Raw genomic sequence first — 18,154 nt, 5'->3', positions numbered from 1 at the left:
TTGATTTCAAAATTTTCAACTATATATATGTTAAACATAGACATCGCAACAATTGTAATTATCGCTGCAAACGTAATTATATCAATGAAAGGTTTTAACGACATAGCCTTTTTTAATAAGTATAAATTCAATATTTCGGGGATACGCCACGGAGAGCAAATAAGAATGTTTAGCTCGGCATTTTTGCACGCAGATTTTTCGCATTTATTATTCAATATGCTTACCCTATACTTTTTTGCTCCCGTTGTAATTAATAGTATTGGTGTAACTTCCTTCGTAATTATTTATGTTGTAAGCTTATTAGCAGGGAATTTACTTTCGTTTTACTTTCATAAGGATGAACCCCATTACAGCGCAATAGGAGCAAGTGGTGCAGTTATGGGAATCTTGTATTCTGCTATATTATTTCATCCAAATATGGGGCTGTATCTATTTTTTATACCCATTGCTATTCCAGCTTGGTTATTTGGTGTGGCATATTTGTTGTATTCTATCTTCGGAATGAAAAAAAGACTAGGAAATGTAGGTCACGATGCGCATATAGGTGGAGCTTTAGGAGGTTATGCACTAACACTAATGTTTGTACCTAGCTTATTTACTACAAGTTTGTGGATTGTTGTTTTACTTGCTGTTCCTTTAATTATTTTATTCATTATGCATAAACTTGGGAAAATTTAAAATCTCAAAAGTTATTAAACTAATTCAACAAAATATGAAAGCACTTCAAACCATTTTAATTTTAGCATTAACAACAACCGCAGTTATGGCTCAAAACACTCTTCCACCTCCAACTATAGATGTTACAGGCGAAGGTATTGTACGTGTTGTTCCCGATGAGGTAACAATAAATATTCGTGTAGAAAATACAGGTGAAAACGTTAAATCGTTAAAAAAGCAAAACGATGCTATTGTAAACGATGTTATTAAATTTCTGAAGAAAATGAACATCGAAAATAAAGATGTTCAAACCCAGTACATGAATTTAAATAAGAATTACGATTACAATACCAAAACATATACGTTTGCTGCAAACCAAGCTATCTCGATAAAGTTATACGACTTATCTCAATACGAAGCTATAATTAGTGGCCTTCTAGATACGGGCGTTAATCGTATAGATGGTGTTATGTTTTCGTCTTCAAAAAAGGAAGCTTTGGAAAGCCAAGCGCGTAAAAATGCAATCGAAAATGCGTTGATGAAAGCAAAAGAATACGCAGGTGTTTTAAATCAATCTGTAGGTAAAGCAGTTTCAATCAGTGAACAGACAAATGCTGGACCTGGGCCCATAATGTACAAATCTGCAATGATGAGTGATCAAAGTGGAGGAGGTCAAGAAACAATAGCTCCTGGCGAAATGGAGATTAAAACCTCAGTAAATGTTAGTTTTCTTTTAAACTAAAAAGAATAGGGTAGAAGGAAAGTACCTCAACAAAAAAGCCTCGAAAACCAATGTGTTTTCGAGGCTTTTTTAATATTTATTTTTTTAAGAAATTATTCTCCACCTAATAAGGTTGAAATTTTAGCTTCTAAAGCTGCACCTCTAAGGTCCTTATCTATAATAACTCCATTTTCATCTAGTAAAAAAGTTGCTGGAATAGCACGTATATTGTATTGCTGCGCAATAGGATCTTGCCACCACTTTAAGTTAGAAACGTGATACCAATCCATTTTATCATCTTCAATAGCTTGAAGCCATTTGTCTTTCTGAGTGTCTTTATCTAAGGAAACGCTAATGATGTTTAATCCTTTTTCGTGATATTTATTATAAACCTTTACTACGTTAGGGTTTTCTACACGGCATGGCTTACACCAAGAAGCCCAAAAATCAATTATAGTATATTTTCCTAATGCATCTTCCAACGACATCATTTCGCCTGTAGGAGTAGGAGCGCTAAAATTTGGGGCTTTACTACCAATACTCGCTTTCTTTAAAGACGATACGTTGTTTTTAAGGTCAATAACCAACTCGTTCTCGGCTAGTTTTGGGTTCAGATTGTCAATAAATGTTGAAGCCTCGTTTGGGTTTAATTCCTTTTTGCTAACCATTTCAGAGATTAGCATTACAGCGAAAATAGAATTGTTGTTTTTACTTAAGAAATCTTTTTTGAATTCAATTTCCTCATTCATCAAGTTTAAGTTTTCACTTTGCACTTGTGTAATAGCAGCAGTATCATTTTCTTGTTGTGCAGCACGGTAACGCTCCATTTGTTGCTGCTTAACTTTGTTTAAAGAAACCATCTTGTCAACAAACTCACTATAAGCTTCGTTTTCTTTTCCACCGCTCACTCTTGAAGCTTGTAGGCTATCCTTGTAAACTACAGCTTTCATATCTACGTTTTCAGGGAAATATAAAACAGATCCGTTCACACCATCTATTCGTAAGAAGTTTAGGTTATAACCTTCACTCTTATTATAAGTAGCCGAAAACTTTCCATCGGTTACCGTTAAGGTGTCAACAGCTTTAGGTTGTTTATTTTCTAAGGTAAATACATAAATCTTGGATCCATTTTCAAACCCAATAGCATCACCTTCAAACTTGTAGCCATTACTAGCTGAATCGTTACAAGAAACCAGTGAAATTGCAAATAATAAAGCAAATATAAATCTCATAATATTAATCTATTTTAATTTTTGGCAAAAATACAGGTTTAAAACCTTAAAGAGATAAATACCTATTCATTTTGGTTTTAATTAACATACCTAGGTAGTTTGCTGTATTTTATACAATAAAAACGAGTTGCTATATTTAATTATAGCAACTCGATATTGTTTTTAAGAATTGGATTGGTTTTAAATCAAAACCAAGGCTCTTCTGGATTATACCGCAACACCGTACTCGCGTAAAGCGTCGTTAAGCGATGTTTTTAAGTTTGTGCTTTCTTTGCGTTTTCCAATTATTAGCGCACAAGGAACTTGATATTCACCTGCTGGGAATTTTTTGGTATAACTACCAGGTATTACTACCGAACGCTCAGGAATATAGCCTTTCGTTTCAACAGGAGATTCTCCTGTAACATCTATAATTTTTGTTGAAGCAGTAAGCACTACGTTTGCCCCTAAAACAGCTTCTTTCCCTACGCGTACACCTTCAACAACGATACAGCGGGAGCCTATAAAAGCATCGTCTTCAATAATTACTGGGGAAGCTTGTAAAGGCTCTAAAACCCCTCCAATACCTACACCACCACTAAGGTGAACGTTTTTACCAATTTGAGCACAGCTACCAACTGTAGCCCAAGTATCTACCATTGTACCTTCATCAACGTAAGCTCCAATGTTTACATAACTAGGCATTAGGATTACCCCTTTTGAAATATAAGCTCCGTGGCGCGCCACAGCATGAGGTACAACGCGAACTCCTTTGGCTTCATAACCAGATTTTAACGGAATTTTATCGTGATACTCAAAAATTCCAGCTTCCATAGTGCGCATTTTCTGGGTAGGGAAGTAGAGCACAATGGCTTTTTTTACCCATTCGTTAACTTGCCACCCATCGGCTACAGGCTCTGCACAACGCAATTTCCCTTGGTCGCATAAATTTACAACTTGACGGATAGCCACAAGTGTTTCAGATTCGGTTAGTAAGGATCGATCGTCCCAAGCTTTTTCAATAATCGTCTTTAGTTCGGTCATTATATATAATCGTTAATAATTTTAATTTACTTTCTCTATTTGTTAATTCTATAGTAGTTGGCTTTAACTCACATCAACTTCTAACTTCTAACCTCTAACCTCTAACCTCTAACCTCTAACCTCCAACTTCCAACTTCTCACTTCCAACTTCCAACCTCTAACTTCCAACCTCCAACTTCTACCATCTAGCCCCTAATCCCACAAATATACTCTTCATAAATCAAAAATACGGTTCATAATAGTATAGTAATTCACAAAGGCTTATTTTTGTCGCAGTTATGGGAAGAATTTTAGCATTAGATTACGGTAGTAAACGAACAGGCATCGCCATTACAGACGAGTTGCAGCTAATTGCTTCAGGGTTAACCACGGTTCCTACTTCCGAATTAATCGATTTCTTGAAGAAATATATAGCTTCAGAAAAAGTTGAATTGGTTTTGGTAGGTGAACCTAAACAGAAAGATGGAACACACTCAAGTATAGAAGAGGAAATTCAGAAGTTTTTAAAGAAATTTTCAAATATCTTCCCCGACTTACAAGTTAAACGCGTTGACGAACGTTATACTAGCAAAATGGCATTTCAAACTATGATTGATAGCGGTCTTAAAAAGAAGCAACGTAAAAATAAGGCGCTGGTTGATGAAATTAGTGCAACAATAATTTTACAGGAGTATTTATATAATAAATAGCTTTGTGAACTCGCAATTTATCGCACGCCCATCATAATAATGAATAAAAATAATAATAGATAATAGAGAATGATTTTACCAATAGTAGCTTACGGCGATCCAGTTTTAAGAAAGGAAACCGAAGAAATAACAAAAGATTATCCAAACCTTAAGGAGGTAATCGAAAATATGTTCGAAACAATGTATGAGGCACGTGGTATTGGTCTTGCTGCACCACAGGTAAATTTACCGATTCGTCTTTTTATTGTTGATGCTACCCCTTTTGAAGATGACGAAGATCTTACTGAAGATGAGCAGAAATATGTTTCAACATTTAAGAAGGTATTTATCAACGCTAGAATTTTAGAAGAATCTGGAGATGAATGGGCTTTTAATGAAGGTTGTTTAAGTATACCAGATGTTCGCGAAGATGTATTCCGCCAACCTGAAATTGTAATGGAATATTACGATGAAAACTTCAAAAAACACAAGGAGTCTTTTAAAGGAATGGTAGCGAGAATTATTCAACACGAATACGACCATATCGAAGGAATTTTATTTACCGATAAACTATCTCCGTTAAAGAGAAGATTAATCAAAAGTAAGCTTGAGAATATTTCAAAAGGAAAGATTAACATAGATTACCGAATGAAATTTCCAAATGCAAAAAAGAAACGCTAACTCACTTGCGTATCTAAACCAAACCAAAGATATTTGTAACCATTAAAAAATAAAGGAATTTTATGAGCTTAGAAAAAGTGTTATCAATCTCCGGTAAACCTGGATTATATAAATTGAAATCCCAAACAAGAGCAGGCTTTTTAGCAGAGTCGCTTTTAGATGGTAAAACAATTAACGTAAGTGGCCGTCACAATGTGAGCTTGCTTTCAGAAATTGCTATATACACACTATCAGCAGAGGTTCCACTACGCGAAGTCTTTAATAAGATTGCAACAAAAGAAGAAGGAAAAGAAGCTATTAGTCATAAGTCTTCTAAAATAGAATTGGAAGAATACTTCTTTAGTGTATTACCAGACTACGATGAGGATAGAGTGTATGCTAGTGATATTAAAAAAGTACTACAGTGGTACAACCTTTTAGTTAAAAATGGTCTTACAGATTTTTCTGAAGCAAAAGCTGAAAATAAAGAAGAAGACAAAGAAACAGTAGCAGCAAAGCCTAAAAAAGAAACAGCTGCTAAAGCTGCATCTCCTAAGGCTGCAAGTGCAAAAGCGTCTTCAGCAAAAAAGGGAGGAACAGCTAAAAGTACTGCCGCTCGTAAGAAATAATAATTTGTTATTACTTAAAAAGGTTATAGTATTTTATAACGAAAGTCTTAAAATCCAATTGGGTTTTAAGACTTTTTCTTTTAGTAAAAATTTATCACCCGGTATTTTATAATAAACCATAACTTTATAGCCTCTGTGTTATTTAGTCTTTAGGCATCGCTATAAATTTGCTTCATTTATTAAATACATTAAAACTTAATTACACCTCATTTACAATGAAAAATACGCGTCAAGACCAACTTAAAGCCTTCGATAGATTGTTAACCATTATGGACGAATTGCGAGAGCAATGCCCTTGGGACAAAAAACAAACTATGGAATCGCTTCGTCATTTAACCATAGAGGAAACCTACGAACTTGGAGATGCCATTCTAGATAACGACCTAGATGAGGTAAAAAAAGAGTTGGGGGATGTTCTTTTGCACATAGTATTTTACGCAAAGATAGGAAGCGAAACAAACGATTTTGACATTGCAGATGTATGTAATAGTATATGCGATAAACTTATTGCACGTCACCCACACATTTATGGCGATGTAAAAGTTGCAGATGAAGCTGAAGTAAAGCGCAACTGGGAAAACCTAAAATTGAAAGAAGGAAAAACAAGTGTTTTGGAAGGTGTTCCTAAATCCCTACCGGCAGTAGTTAAAGCGAGTCGAATTCAAGAAAAAGTAGCTGGTGTAGGTTTTGACTGGGAAGAACCACAACAGGTTTTTGAAAAATTACAAGAAGAATTAGGTGAATTACAGCACGAAATAAACGAAAACAACCAAGATAAAATTGAAGCCGAATTTGGCGATGTGCTTTTCTCTATGGTTAACTATGCTCGATTCTTAAATGTAAACCCTGAAAATGCATTAGAGCGCACAAATAAAAAGTTTATTAAACGTTTTCAATACCTAGAAGGAAAAGCTAAAGAGATGAACAAATCTTTAAAGGATATGACGCTTGCAGAAATGGATGTTTTTTGGAATGAAGCAAAACTTCAATAACAACAGCATGGCTTAGAAATAAAAAAAGATTTAATCTTTCTCAAGTGGAATGATTAAATCTTTTTTTATGCTTAAAAGTTCAATTTTAGTCTTCTCGAACTTCTTTAATTTTCGAAAGCTTAGCCTTCCAAACTTCTAATTGTTCTTTATGACGTTCGATGTTTTTGCGAACTTCTACAACCATAGGATTGTCGTCGTCTACATGGCGGAAGAAACCTAAGTTATTTTCTAACTGACGGATTTCATCTTTCGTTTCTTCAATCTTTTTAGAAATGAAGAAGTGTTCGTTTTTAAGTTTACGCTCGTCATCTCTGTTTACAAGCGTATTCAGCTTGTTGTCGAACTTGATAAGTTCCGCTTCTTTTTTACCTAAATCAAGCTTTTTGAAAAGTGCATCCAGTATTTTATTAAACTTTTGCTCTATATTACGCTTGTTATAAGGTACGCGACCAATTTCTTTCCAAGCAGTAATGTTGTCTTTTATAGCCTTAATATCGGTTTTATGATCTCCACTTAATTCAAAAGTAGCAAGTTTTGAAAGCATTGCTTCTTTTGCTTCATAGTGAGCAACCTCTTCTTTATTTGCTTCATTTTTCTGAGCGTGAAGTCGGTCGAAGTAGTGGTTACAAGCTTTTTTAAACTGCTTCCAAATCTTGTCGCTATATTTTCTTGGTACGTGACCAATATTCTTCCAGTCATTCTGAATTTTCTTCATCAACTGGGTTGTAGTTTCAAAATCTTCGCTGTCTTTATTGTCTTCAGCAATTTTAATAAGCTCACGCTTCATCTCAAGATTTGTAAACTGTTCTTTCTTTTGATTTTTGTAGAAAGAGTTTTTCTGATAATTAAAGCTACTTGTAGCATCTTTAAAAGATTTCCAAACCTCCTTGTTGTTTGCTCTTGGTACACGACCCGTATTAAAAAAAGTATCTCTTAACTCTTGAACCTTTTTAATTGAGTTTTGCCATCCTTGGTGACTTGGTTTCGTCTCTTCGGTTGTCTTTTTTATTTCCTCGATAAGTTGTTTTTTCTTTTCGAGGTTGTTTTCAAACTCTTTTTCAGCCTCGGCTAAATACGCTTGGCGTTTATCGTGAATAACCTTTGTAGCTTCACTAAACTTATCCCAAACTTCATCACGATATTCCTTAGCAACTGGACCTATATCTTCTTTCCACATTTTGTGAAGCATCTGTAACTCACGGAATGCCTTGTTTACATTTGCTTCTTGCGCAAGTTCCTCAGCTCGGGTAATCAATTTCAACTTAGCATCTAAGTTGTGTTTGAAATCCATATCTCGGAATTCACGATTCAGGTGAAGATAATCGTAGAAATTTTCAACGTGGTGATGGTAAGTATTCCAAACCGTATTATACTTGTCTCTCGGTATTGGACCTGCAACGTGCCACTTTTCTTGTATTTCTTTAAAGTGCTTGTAAGTTGTATTGATGTTTTCTTCAGCACCTAAAAGGCTCTTTAATTCCTCAATTAACTCCCAGCGCTTATCTAAGTTTGCTTGAAGATCCTTTTTAAGGGATTTGTAATAGTTGTTACGCTTCTCCTTATAATCGAAATAAAGTGAATTAAACTTTTTCTTTAACGGAGTAGTGTAGTGGAAGTCAATAATGTTTCCGCCCTCAGCAAGAAAATCTTCCTTCTTATGCTCTAATTCCTCATTAAACTGATTGTTAAACTCCGCGCGAATTTCTTCAACATCGTGTTTTAAATCTTGAATTTTCTTCGTGTTTAATAAAGTTTCAAACTCGGCAATCAACTCTTTTTTAGATAGCGTACTGTAATCTTTTTGTGCCTCTTCTTCTTTAGTTTCGTCTTCTTCCTCATCTTCTGAAGAAGCTACTTCCTCTTCATCTTCAATTTCAATTTCGTCCAGATCAGCAGTAGCAGGAGTAGTTTCCTCTGCAACTGTATCAGAAGCTACTTTTTCTTCTGTTTCAACTTTTTCAGTTTCTACAGGTGCAACAGATTCTTTTTCAGATGTAGTTTCGTTATCTGGAGTTACTTTTTCATTTTCTTGATTACTCAATGGAGTAGATGTATCCTTTGGCATTTTTTCGTCAGACATTTCTTTCAATGTTTAGGTTCATTTATCTTAGAGGTTCAATATACTAACAACTCTGCAACTAGCAAAGCACACGAGGCTTTTTTGGAAGTTTTTCCTCAAATTTTATGAATTCCAGATCTCCCAAGCTTTTTCAGCCTGAAACTCTAACATTTTTAATCCGTTAGAGATTCTTGCTCCTTGATGTTTTCCGCGTTTTAGAAATTCAGTTTCTGCGGGGTTGTATATCAAGTCGAAAAGCAAATGTTTTTCTGAAAGAAACTCGTAAGGGATGCTAGGACAGTCAGTTATATTAGGAAAAGTGCCTAAAGGCGTACAGTTAATAATCAAACAGTGATTTTGAATGATGTTTTCATCAAGTTCATCATAGCTTAAATTACTCGATGTTTTCTTTCTACTTACAAATTTAAAGTCGAATCCCAGCTTTTCAAGGGCGTACGCAATTGCTTTTGAAGCCCCGCCAGTTCCTAGGATTAGCGCAGTTTTCTTTTGAATAGGTAGAAACGCTTCCAAAGACTTCTGAAATCCATAATGATCGGTATTAAATCCCTTAATCATTTTAGATTCTGACACTTTAATGGTGTTTACAGCTCCAATTTTCTTAGCCTCTTCATCTAAGTCATTTAGTAAAGGTATCACTTCCTCTTTATAAGGTATCGTAACACTTAACCCAAGTAAATTTGAAGTTTCAGAAATAACCTTAGGAAAGTCATTTATTGATGGAATATCAAAGTTTTCATAAGTGTGATTCAGGTTTTCTTTTTCAAACTTTTCGGTGAAATAAGTCCTTGAAAATGAATAACTAATATTTTTTCCAACCAATCCGAATTTAGACATTTTGTTGTTTTTTATAATTGTCGTACCAATCTAAGCTTAACACAATAACAACACCTACTACCATAAACACTATAGCGAGTATAGTTTCCGTTCCAAAAGATTCTGGAAAATAGCGAGTATATCCTGTAATTATTTTTCTTCCGTTGGCGTCAACAGTAATGTTTCCTAAGCTATCAATAACGTATTTTTCTTCCTTCCAAGGCCAAACAACGCCTAAAGACCCAGCAATAAACCCTATAATTACTGCGTAAGTGGCTTTTTTAAATCGTTTTAATACATAAGCCAATAAGTGCGAAAGTGAAACTAATCCTACTAATGAGCCAATAGAAAAAACAGCTAAAACTTTAAGTAATTCAATGCGGTGCGGATCGTAAAGCCAACTAAAATCTCCTTGAAATACGTTGGCAATAGAGTCGAAAAGCGCATTTACAGAATCTACTAGAAGCAGTACATAATTCCCGAGGAGAATTAATATAAACGATCCCGAAAGCCCTGGCAAAGTCATTCCTGAAACACTGATGATTCCACAGAAAAAAACAAATAGTAGATTGCTGTTTTCCTTAGCAGGTTCTAAAAAGCTTATGGCTACCCCAGCAATCACTCCAGCCATAAGATAGGCGATGTACTTTTTGTTCCATTCACCAAAATCTTTTGCAATAAAGTAAATAGAACCGATTATCATTCCAAAGAAAGCACTCCAGACGTATAGCTCGTAGTGAACGATGAGGTAGTCTAATAATTTAGAAATACTAAAATAGCTGATTACCATTCCAGTAATTAGCAATGTTAAAAACTGACCATTTGTATAGCGATATAAACTCTTAAATCGTCCACCGATTAAGAGTTTAAAAGCTTTTTTGTTTATTTTTTGTAGCGAGTAGATAAACTCTTCGTAAAAGCCAGCTACAAAAGCAACAACACCCCCCGAAACCCCTGGAACCTTATTGGCAGCACCCATTCCTAGCCCTTTTAGGACTAACCAAACTTTATCAGAAAGGGAGCGGTTTTCGTACATTATCGGGATATGTATTTTTAAGTTTTAACTCTCAGTAGGATTTTGCTTTTTTACTGCTACACGTTCAAGTAAAAATATGGTTAAAAAGCCTATGATAGCAAAAGCTATAGCTAATATTACTTGAGGGTTTCCATCAAAATTTTGTGGAAGAATACTCCTCTCTAAAAACGGAACTTCTTCTCTAGCGTGATTTAGCCTGTATTGAAGCACTTCTTTCCAAGGCCAAATTTTATTTAAAGCGCCAATCATAAACCCAGTTAGCACTGCTAATATTAGGTTTTTATGGTGTTTAAACAACCAGTTTAACACTTTAGAAAATAATTTTAACCCAACTATAGCACCAAGTCCGAAGACTAAGATTTTTCCTACGGAATTTAGAATAAGACTAGTGTCTAATGTAGAAATACCTTCTGTAAGTTGTGTGATAATCCCGATAACTGTGGTGTAAGCGCCCATTAGTAAAAGGATAAAAGCTCCTGAGATTCCTGGAAGAATCATCGCGATAATAGCAATAAAACCAGCTAAGAAAAGAAACCAAATACTATCTGGTGATCCTATTGGCTCTGCAATAGTTACTAAATAGGAGAGGACTGTGGCAATTATTAATGCCAAAACTACTACAAGTCGCCATTTCGAAATCTGTTTCCCTACGTATAATATACTTGCGATTACCAATCCGAAGAAAAAAGACCACACAGCAATTGGGTAAAACTCCAATAGCCAAGTAATTAATTTTGCAAGGGATAAAATGCTTATAAGTACCCCTGAGAATAGGGCTAGTAAAAACGAAAGATTATAGTGTTTCCAAGCTTTAGAAAAGCCTTCTTTTTTCCAAATTTTAAAGAATCCTAGGTCTAAATTGTGAATGGTTGTTATCAACTCTTCATAGATACCTGAGATAAAGGCAATAGTACCTCCCGAAACACCGGGAACAACATCGGCAGCGCCCATCGCTAAACCTTTCGCAGTAATTAATAAGTATTGAATGAAATTTCTTTGAGGCATAATTTTAAATTGCTAAAGCCTCAAAAATACACAAATTAAAGAGAAGGATTTTTGTGTTGTTTGATTATTTCTTGAACCCTTTTAATTTCTAAAACTGAAGGAAATAATTCTTCAAGTATCATAAAAAATTCAGGTTCAGATTTTAGTGCATTTTTCAAGTGAAATGCACCTTTATCATGTTCGTTTAAGATGAAATACAAACCAGAAAGTCGGTATTCTAACTCAGCGTTTTCTGAATAAAATTCAAGAGCCTGATTTAGATTGTTTACAGCTGCTTCAAATTCGCCTAACTTTGTTAAAATATCACTACGTGTTAACCAAGATTCTAATTCATAATTTCCTAATTCTAAGGTTTTACGAAATCCAACTTCAGCTTCTTCAAAAAGACTTAGTTTGTTGTTGATTTTGGCGTAACGTTTCCAATAAAGCACATTTTCACTATCAATATTAATAGCTTTCTCGATATAGTACAATGCTTTTTGATACTGCTTGTTTTTGTAGTAATAATCAGTAATAGCTATCCAACCTTTATCTAGTAAGGAATCTTCTTCTACACATTTAGTAAAAAACTGTAGTGCCATTTCATCATTACCTAATTTCTCATAACATTTTCCAATGCGAAGTAGGGCGTATGATGTAGGGTCGTCTAATCCTAATGTAATAGAATAACTTTCTATAGCTTCTCTATATCTTTTGAGCTTTTCAAGTACTCTCCCTTTTTCAAGGTATGCGCCAATAAATCTATCGTCGCTAATAATAGCGAAGTCGAAAGCCGCAAGTGCTTTTTTATAATCTTTTAAAGCGAAATATTGTTTCCCCACTTGATGCCAAGCTACTTCGCAATAAGGATTTTTGTTTAAAAAATCATTTAGATAATCTATTGCTTGCTCGTATTCTTCAAGATATTCGAAACAGTAAATAATGTTGTAAAGTGCAGAGTAATCCTGTTCGTCTTTCTCTAAACACTTCATAAAATATCGCTTGGCGTTTTGGTAATCTTCCATAAAAAGATATTCCATACCTAGCAATGAAAGCACATCACTTTCATCTGTTGTGATGTCTAAAGCTTGCTCTAATAGCGAAATTGCTTCTTTGTGTTGATCTCTACGAGAGAAGATATTTGCTTTTTGAATGTAAATTTCCTCGTTGCTTTGCTCTAATAGATAAAGTTCATTTAAAAGCTCTTCAGCAATATCTAATTGATTTTCGAAAATGTAAATTTCAATTTTAAAAAGCTTTAGGTTGGTAGAAGTAGGGTGTTGCTCTAAACCTAATTTAGTAGCTTTTTTAGCTAGTGCCATTTTTCCGTTTGCAAGGTAATGATGCACTATTTCTTCAAATTCCTCGGAATCGAAAAACAGTACGCTGTTGGTTTTCAGCATAGATTCGAATTTCTCAAGGGCAAAGTTGTTATGCTCGTTTGAACTTAATTGCATACGCTCGTTTTAACGGTTGTAACTATTTTAAAGATAGTAATGATAATTTAAGTTCAATTGTTATGCCGAGTTTCTTGTTAACGAACTTATTAACAAGAAAATAAGAGTGTAAATACCTGAAAATCAATAAAATAATTTAGTTTACTTTCTTTTGAATTGAATCTAAAACTTCTAAAATTATATTACAACCCTCTGTAATTTCGTCATTGCTAATTGTTAGGGGAGGTGTAATACGTATGGCTCTTCCTTCGAACAGTAGCCAGAAAAGAATTAATCCTCGGTCCTTACAAGCAAGGATAACTTCGTTTGCAATTTCTGGGGTTTCCACCATTGCTGCAAGCATTAAACCTCGTCCGCGAACTTCTGTAATTAACGGGTGATTTAGTAGTTTTCTAAAAAGCTTTTCCTTTTCAAGGGTTTGTTTTATAATATCGGTTTCAGTTAACTCTTGTAGAGTTGCCAAGGCAGCTGAAGCAATTACTGGATTACCACCAAAAGTAGTAATATGCCCTAATTTTGGATTGTCTTGAAGTAACGTCATCACTTCGTGTGAAGTCGTAAACGCTCCAATTGGCATTCCTCCACCCATTCCTTTTCCCATAACTAATATGTCTGGTGCTATCCCAAAATGTTGAAATGCGAAAAGTTCTCCTGTGCGGCCAAAGCCTGGTTGAATTTCATCTAGGATTAACAAAGTGCCAGTTTCGTCACACTTTTCACGTACTTTTTTCAGATAGTTGTTTTCTGGCTGAATAAAGCCTGCTCCCCCCTGAATGGTTTCTAAAATAATAGCAGCAGTCTCTGAAGTTATTTTTTCAAGGTCTGCTTCGTTATTAAAAGTAACAGGAAAACAATCGGGTATTAAAGGTTTAAATGCGTTTTTGCGCTCTTCGAAGCCCATAACACTCATAGACCCCATCGTGTTGCCGTGATAGGCGTTATTTGCGTATAGAATCTGCGTTCTACCCGTTGCGCGTCGTGCTAGTTTTAAAGCTCCTTCTATGGCTTCTGTACCGCTATTTACTAAATAAGTGGTGTTTAGATTTTCAGGTAAATTTTCAGCGAGTAATTTAGTAAGCGCTACGGCTGGATCTTGAATGTATTCTCCATAAACCATAACGTGAAGATATTTTTCAGTCTGATTTTTAATAGCCGAAACCACTCGTGGATGACAATGTCCAAGTGTACAAGCTGAAACTCCAGCGACAAAATCAAGGTGTTTTCCACCAGATTTGTCGTAAATATAACTCCCTTCTGCACGAGAAATCTCCATCGCCAATGGGTGAGGAGTGGTTTGTGCCTGATATTTGAAGAAATCGTTTTTCATTGTATTATGAATAATTATATGCGCAATTTAAATCTATAGAACTGCTTTTGGTTTTGTAGAAATTGAAAGTAAGACCAAAAGAATTTGAGAACTTTTAAAAAAGAAATTTATTTTCCAACCACCACCTTCCAACTTCTAACCTCTAACCTCTAACCTCCAACTTCTAACTTCTAACTTCTAATCTCCAACTACTCGTCTTCTTCCGTTTCCGCTTTAGGGTCGTCTGGGCGGTTTTGTAGATCCTTCGGACTTAACTTAGACTCTTTTGGGAGTTGAATTTTATCTTCGGGTATATCTTCAAAAAACTCACCTTCGTCGTAAGGCAACGGAATTCCTTGAATTTTAGGTAAAATAGGGGCTGGTTTATCTTTAAATAAATCTTCTACTTTTAATAAACGTTCGTCACCTCTCCATGTAAAACCAGGTAAAATCCGAGCGTTTTCAGGAAGCATAGATGGTGGATATACCTTACCTGTTGCTTTTTTAATAAATCTAATTCCTGTAATTTGCTGTTGCTCCAAATACATTTGGATCGAACTCGAAACAGTATTGTTTATCCCAACTAATTGTTCTTTATCGTCTCGAGAATAATAAATTACTTGAGTGTTTTTGTTGATGTTTACGGTATCTAACTCGTTGTTTGTAAAAAGCCCAATGAGACTTTCTCCCTTTACTTGATTGTAACCCAAACTATCTTTCTGAACTAAGAACGCATTATTAAAAACTTTTAATGTGTCTAGTTTATTCGTTAACGTGTCTGATAAAATATGAATGGTGTCACCAGTCATTTGATTTTCACCACTCCACATCACAGGGTTTCGCAATAACTTTGTGATGCCTCGTTTTTCATTTACGTAGATAGAATCGCATTTACCGCTAGTAGGTTCATCGCCTTCTTTGCCAGGTTTAAACATTCTTGCTTGGTAAAAACCTTTTAGAATTCTATTTTCAGGCTTTCCTGTTACTTGTAATGTATCGGCATGAACGTAAATAGAGTCGTTGTCACGAACTGTAATTGCAACAGCTCTTTTGGTTATAAAAACAGAATCTTTAGCGCGAAAAACTTCAGCATAATGCCCGCGGATAAAGCTTTTGTTAATAGTGTCTATTACTCTAATGTTATTGGTGGCCGAAGCAAAACTTTTATTTCGGTCGAAATAAATACTATCGCCATAGAGTGTTCTGTTTTCGTAATCTACTCTAGAATTTTTTACAAAATAACCTGTATCCCCGCGAGTGTCGTAATATCCTCGCTCACAATATACAGTGCTAGTTTCACTTTCTATAGTTGAAGGACCGTAGAGGTAAGCATCACCAGATTCAGAATAAAAGTCTAGTTGATTACTTTTTACCGTGTATTTTGGATTTACAATCTTTACGTCTGATAAAAACTGGTACTTCTGACTTTCTGCAAAATACCTTCCAATTCTACTTGTCAATACACTCGAGGTATCTTGTACAGTTCCCCCAGATCTGTAAAAAGCTTGTTGTTTAACCCTATCGAAGTAAAGGGTATCTGTTTTTAGTGTAGTTTTTGGCTCAGTAAGTACTACATCACCACTTGCAAAGGCAAACTGAGTATTTCCGTTATACTCGGCGTATTTACTATTCATTGAAATAGTATCGCCCTGTGTAATTCGTACTTGACCGTATGCTTTAACGAAGTTGCTTTTTAGATAAACAAAAGCTTGGTCGCACCACATTTCTACACCTTCATGAACAATATAAACTTGTCCCGATTCGTCCTTAGTGTAAATTGCTGCATTCGGAAACTCTGGTCGTATTTCTAGATAACCAGATTGTATATCAACTTTCTGTTTTTCCTGTGCGGAAAGATGTATTCCGAAGAAAAGAAAAAGTAAAATATATGCCGATATTGCTTTCAAATGCTGCTTCTCTTTTATTTGTTCTCCGCTTTAAACTCAAATACCTACAAGGTTTTAAAAACCTTGTAGGATTATGTATTTGAAAGTTATGATGTTTAAAAACTAATTCTTAGTCTCTAAGAATTGTTTGTTTTCTATCTGGACCTACAGATACTATCTTGATAGGAATTTCCAATTCTTTTTCAAGGAAATCTATGTAGTCTTTTAGCGCTTGAGGTAACTGAGATGCTTCACTCATCTTAGTTAAATCGGCTTTCCAACCTTTCATTTCTGTATAGATAGGAGTAACGTTTTCGGCTTCTACGTTGTACGGTAGATGCTGAATAATTTCGCCTTTGTAATTGTATGCAGTACAAATTTTTAATGTATCAAATCCGCTTAAAACGTCGGCTTTCATCATTATTAATTGTGTTACACCATTCACCTGAACAGCGTATTTTAATGCAACTAAATCTAACCATCCACAACGTCTTGCACGCCCAGTAACAGCTCCAAATTCGTTACCAATCTTTGCCATTTTTGCGCCTATTTCATCAAAAAGTTCGGTAGGGAAAGGACCACTACCAACGCGGGTTGTGTATGCTTTAAATATTCCGAATACATCTTTTACTTTGTTAGGAGGTACTCCCAAACCAGTACAAGCACCAGCAGCAGTGGTATTTGAAGACGTTACAAAAGGATAAGTTCCAAAGTCGATGTCTAATAACGAACCTTGAGCTCCTTCAGCTAAAATTGTCTTTCCAGCTTTTTGTGCTTGGTGTAAGTATTCTTCACTATCAATAAATGTTAGTGTTTTTAGCGTTTCTACTGAAGCGAAAAATTCTGCTTCAAGATCTGCTAAATCGTACTGAACATCAACATTGTGAAAAGCAATCAACGCCTCATGCTTATCTGCTAATGCGCGATATTTATCTTTCCAGTTGTCTAATTCTAAATCACCAATACGAATTCCGTTTCTTCCGGTTTTATCCATATAAGTTGGTCCGATACCTTTTAAAGTAGAACCAATTTTCGCCTTTCCTTTAGAAGCTTCAGAAGCTGCGTCAAGCAAACGGTGTGTTGGTAAAATGATATGTGCTTTTCTTGACAGAATTAAGTTTTTCTTGTAATCGATATTGTATTTGTCAAGTCCTTCAAGTTCTTTTACAAAAACAACAGGATCGATAACAACACCGTTACCAATTACGTTCATTGCGTTTGTGTGGAAAATTCCAGATGGAATTGTTCTTAAAACGTGTTTAATACCGTCGAATTCTAAGGTGTGGCCTGCGTTTGGCCCGCCTTGAAAGCGTGCGATTATATCATAGTTTTTTGTAAGTACGTCGACAATTTTTCCTTTGCCTTCGTCGCCCCATTGTAGTCCAAGTAGTAAGTCTACTGCCATAATTTATCAAGAATTGTCCGCGTCAGAATTTGTTGCGGGTTTTTTATTTCCGTAGAAATATAGTGAATGGTTGGTTATTTCAATATTGAAAACTTCTTCAATAGTTTTTTTAATGCTTTGTATTCTAGGATCGCAAAACTCGATCACTTCGCCATCCGAAAGGATAACGTGATCGTGGTTGCGGTCGAAATATGACTTTTCGTAATGCGCTTGGTTTTGTCCAAACTGATGTTTGCGAACCAACCCACACTCCAAAAGTAATTCAATAGTATTGTAAAGCGTTGCACGACTTACGCGATAATTTTTATTCTTCATATTTATATACAACGATTCAATATCAAAATGGTCGTCGTGGTCATAAATTTCTTGAAGTATAGCAAAGCGTTCTGGCGTTTTACGGTGTCCTTTTTCCTCTAAGAAACCCGTGAAAACGTTCTTTACAATAGCCTGATTATTTAAGTCTGTTTTAATGCTCATAATAAGGATGCAAAGTTACTCAAAATTTAGATGTTCTATTATGGAAATTAAAGAAAAAGAAACTTGAGGTATTTGGCACTATAAATTTCAGCTTTTTAGGCCTAAATACGTGATGTATACTGCAGTTT

The 18,154-nt window shown here is 35.2% G+C and carries 16 protein-coding genes and 1 pseudogene; 6 read left to right on the top strand and 11 right to left on the bottom strand.

From position 1 onward, the window contains the following. Positions 1 to 27 precede the first annotated feature (27 nt). Together G3A46_RS08255 and G3A46_RS08250 are read left to right on the top strand one after the other, a co-directional pair. Entirely contained in the window at positions 28 to 678 is a 651-nt protein-coding gene (locus G3A46_RS08255) for a rhomboid family intramembrane serine protease (protein ID WP_139855010.1), read from the top strand. Positions 679 to 712: 34 nt separating this feature from the next. Continuing rightward, entirely contained in the window at positions 713 to 1,399 is a 687-nt protein-coding gene (locus G3A46_RS08250; RefSeq protein ID WP_165148642.1) for an SIMPL domain-containing protein, read from the top strand. Positions 1,400 to 1,491: 92 nt separating this feature from the next. Here G3A46_RS08250 and G3A46_RS08245 read toward each other — a convergent pair whose 3' ends face one another. Further along, the gene (locus G3A46_RS08245) at positions 1,492 to 2,610 is read right to left on the bottom strand and encodes a TlpA disulfide reductase family protein (RefSeq protein ID WP_165148640.1); all 1,119 of its coding nucleotides are present in this window, start codon (positions 2,608 to 2,610) and stop codon (positions 1,492 to 1,494) included. Between the two features lie 207 nt (positions 2,611 to 2,817). Then, on the bottom strand, positions 2,818 to 3,633 hold the full coding sequence (locus G3A46_RS08240; RefSeq protein WP_139855007.1) for a 2,3,4,5-tetrahydropyridine-2,6-dicarboxylate N-succinyltransferase: 816 nt from the start codon (positions 3,631 to 3,633) through the stop codon (positions 2,818 to 2,820). Positions 3,634 to 3,911: 278 nt separating this feature from the next. On the opposite strand from G3A46_RS08240, the gene ruvX reads away from it, so the two are divergent. The 4 genes and pseudogenes from ruvX (at position 3,912) to mazG (ending at position 6,582) form a co-directional block, all read left to right on the top strand. Then, entirely contained in the window at positions 3,912 to 4,322 is a 411-nt protein-coding gene (gene ruvX, locus G3A46_RS08235) for a Holliday junction resolvase RuvX (protein ID WP_165148638.1), read from the top strand. Between the two features lie 69 nt (positions 4,323 to 4,391). Next, positions 4,392 to 4,982 carry a peptide deformylase gene (def, locus tag G3A46_RS08230; RefSeq protein ID WP_165148636.1) on the top strand — a complete coding sequence of 197 codons (591 nt, stop codon included), beginning with the start codon at positions 4,392 to 4,394 and terminating at the stop codon, positions 4,980 to 4,982. A 62-nt stretch (positions 4,983 to 5,044) separates the two neighbouring features. After that, positions 5,045 to 5,455, top strand: a pseudogene (locus G3A46_RS08225) (DUF5606 domain-containing protein); the annotation flags it as partial. Between the two features lie 350 nt (positions 5,456 to 5,805). After that, entirely contained in the window at positions 5,806 to 6,582 is a 777-nt protein-coding gene (gene mazG / locus G3A46_RS08220) for a nucleoside triphosphate pyrophosphohydrolase (RefSeq protein ID WP_165148632.1), read from the top strand. Between the two features lie 85 nt (positions 6,583 to 6,667). Here mazG and G3A46_RS08215 read toward each other — a convergent pair whose 3' ends face one another. The 9 genes from G3A46_RS08215 to G3A46_RS08175 all read right to left on the bottom strand — a co-directional run bounded on the left by G3A46_RS08215 (position 6,668) and on the right by G3A46_RS08175 (position 18,026). Then, entirely contained in the window at positions 6,668 to 8,662 is a 1,995-nt protein-coding gene (locus G3A46_RS08215; protein ID WP_165148629.1) for a DUF349 domain-containing protein, read from the bottom strand. Between the two features lie 102 nt (positions 8,663 to 8,764). Continuing rightward, positions 8,765 to 9,496: a shikimate dehydrogenase gene (locus G3A46_RS08210; RefSeq protein WP_165148626.1), complete on the bottom strand. Its 732-nt coding sequence runs from the start codon at positions 9,494 to 9,496 to the stop codon at positions 8,765 to 8,767. Beyond that, positions 9,489 to 10,511, bottom strand: coding sequence for a DUF368 domain-containing protein (locus G3A46_RS08205; RefSeq protein WP_165148623.1), 1,023 nt, complete (start codon positions 10,509 to 10,511; stop codon positions 9,489 to 9,491). The genes G3A46_RS08210 and G3A46_RS08205 overlap by 8 nt, the downstream gene beginning before the upstream one ends. A 24-nt stretch (positions 10,512 to 10,535) precedes the next feature. Continuing rightward, positions 10,536 to 11,516, bottom strand: coding sequence for a DUF368 domain-containing protein (locus G3A46_RS08200; protein WP_165148620.1), 981 nt, complete (start codon positions 11,514 to 11,516; stop codon positions 10,536 to 10,538). Positions 11,517 to 11,551: 35 nt separating this feature from the next. Beyond that, on the bottom strand, positions 11,552 to 12,952 hold the full coding sequence (locus G3A46_RS08195; protein ID WP_139854998.1) for a tetratricopeptide repeat protein: 1,401 nt from the start codon (positions 12,950 to 12,952) through the stop codon (positions 11,552 to 11,554). A 136-nt stretch (positions 12,953 to 13,088) separates the two neighbouring features. After that, positions 13,089 to 14,279, bottom strand: coding sequence for an aspartate aminotransferase family protein (locus G3A46_RS08190; protein ID WP_165148617.1), 1,191 nt, complete (start codon positions 14,277 to 14,279; stop codon positions 13,089 to 13,091). 188 nt (positions 14,280 to 14,467) lie between these two features. Beyond that, a complete protein-coding gene (locus G3A46_RS08185; RefSeq protein WP_165148614.1) occupies positions 14,468 to 16,165 on the bottom strand; it encodes an OstA-like protein in 1,698 nt (565 codons plus the stop codon). Between the two features lie 109 nt (positions 16,166 to 16,274). Then, positions 16,275 to 17,549: an adenylosuccinate synthase gene (locus G3A46_RS08180; protein WP_165148611.1), complete on the bottom strand. Its 1,275-nt coding sequence runs from the start codon at positions 17,547 to 17,549 to the stop codon at positions 16,275 to 16,277. Between the two features lie 6 nt (positions 17,550 to 17,555). Beyond that, complete coding sequence (locus G3A46_RS08175) at positions 17,556 to 18,026, bottom strand: transcriptional repressor (RefSeq protein ID WP_139854994.1); 471 nt, start codon at positions 18,024 to 18,026, stop codon at positions 17,556 to 17,558. Between the last annotated feature and the right edge of the window lie 128 nt (positions 18,027 to 18,154).

Source organism: Aequorivita sp. KMM 9714, assembly GCF_011065475.1.
GTDB lineage: Bacteria > Bacteroidota > Bacteroidia > Flavobacteriales > Flavobacteriaceae > Aequorivita > Aequorivita sinensis.
The sequence above is the reverse complement of the archived record's forward strand: the minus strand, read 5'-3'. Positions and strand labels throughout refer to the sequence as shown.

Bases quoted from the DNA above. Each gene is read 5' to 3' on its own strand.
- G3A46_RS08175 (WP_139854994.1), bottom strand. From the start codon at position 18,026: ATGAGCATTAAAACAGACTTAAATAATCAGGCTATTGTAAAGAACGTT.
- G3A46_RS08180 (WP_165148611.1), bottom strand. From the start codon at position 17,549: ATGGCAGTAGACTTACTACTTGGACTACAATGGGGCGACGAAGGCAAA.
- mazG (WP_165148632.1), top strand. From the start codon at position 5,806: ATGAAAAATACGCGTCAAGACCAACTTAAAGCCTTCGATAGATTGTTA.
- G3A46_RS08255 (WP_139855010.1), top strand. From the start codon at position 28: ATGTTAAACATAGACATCGCAACAATTGTAATTATCGCTGCAAACGTA.
- G3A46_RS08245 (WP_165148640.1), bottom strand. From the start codon at position 2,610: ATGAGATTTATATTTGCTTTATTATTTGCAATTTCACTGGTTTCTTGT.
- G3A46_RS08210 (WP_165148626.1), bottom strand. From the start codon at position 9,496: ATGTCTAAATTCGGATTGGTTGGAAAAAATATTAGTTATTCATTTTCA.
- G3A46_RS08240 (WP_139855007.1), bottom strand. From the start codon at position 3,633: ATGACCGAACTAAAGACGATTATTGAAAAAGCTTGGGACGATCGATCC.
- ruvX (WP_165148638.1), top strand. From the start codon at position 3,912: ATGGGAAGAATTTTAGCATTAGATTACGGTAGTAAACGAACAGGCATC.
- G3A46_RS08195 (WP_139854998.1), bottom strand. From the start codon at position 12,952: ATGCAATTAAGTTCAAACGAGCATAACAACTTTGCCCTTGAGAAATTC.
- G3A46_RS08215 (WP_165148629.1), bottom strand. From the start codon at position 8,662: ATGTCTGACGAAAAAATGCCAAAGGATACATCTACTCCATTGAGTAAT.
- G3A46_RS08250 (WP_165148642.1), top strand. From the start codon at position 713: ATGAAAGCACTTCAAACCATTTTAATTTTAGCATTAACAACAACCGCA.
- G3A46_RS08200 (WP_165148620.1), bottom strand. From the start codon at position 11,516: ATGCCTCAAAGAAATTTCATTCAATACTTATTAATTACTGCGAAAGGT.
- G3A46_RS08205 (WP_165148623.1), bottom strand. From the start codon at position 10,511: ATGTACGAAAACCGCTCCCTTTCTGATAAAGTTTGGTTAGTCCTAAAA.
- def (WP_165148636.1), top strand. From the start codon at position 4,392: ATGATTTTACCAATAGTAGCTTACGGCGATCCAGTTTTAAGAAAGGAA.
- G3A46_RS08190 (WP_165148617.1), bottom strand. From the start codon at position 14,279: ATGAAAAACGATTTCTTCAAATATCAGGCACAAACCACTCCTCACCCA.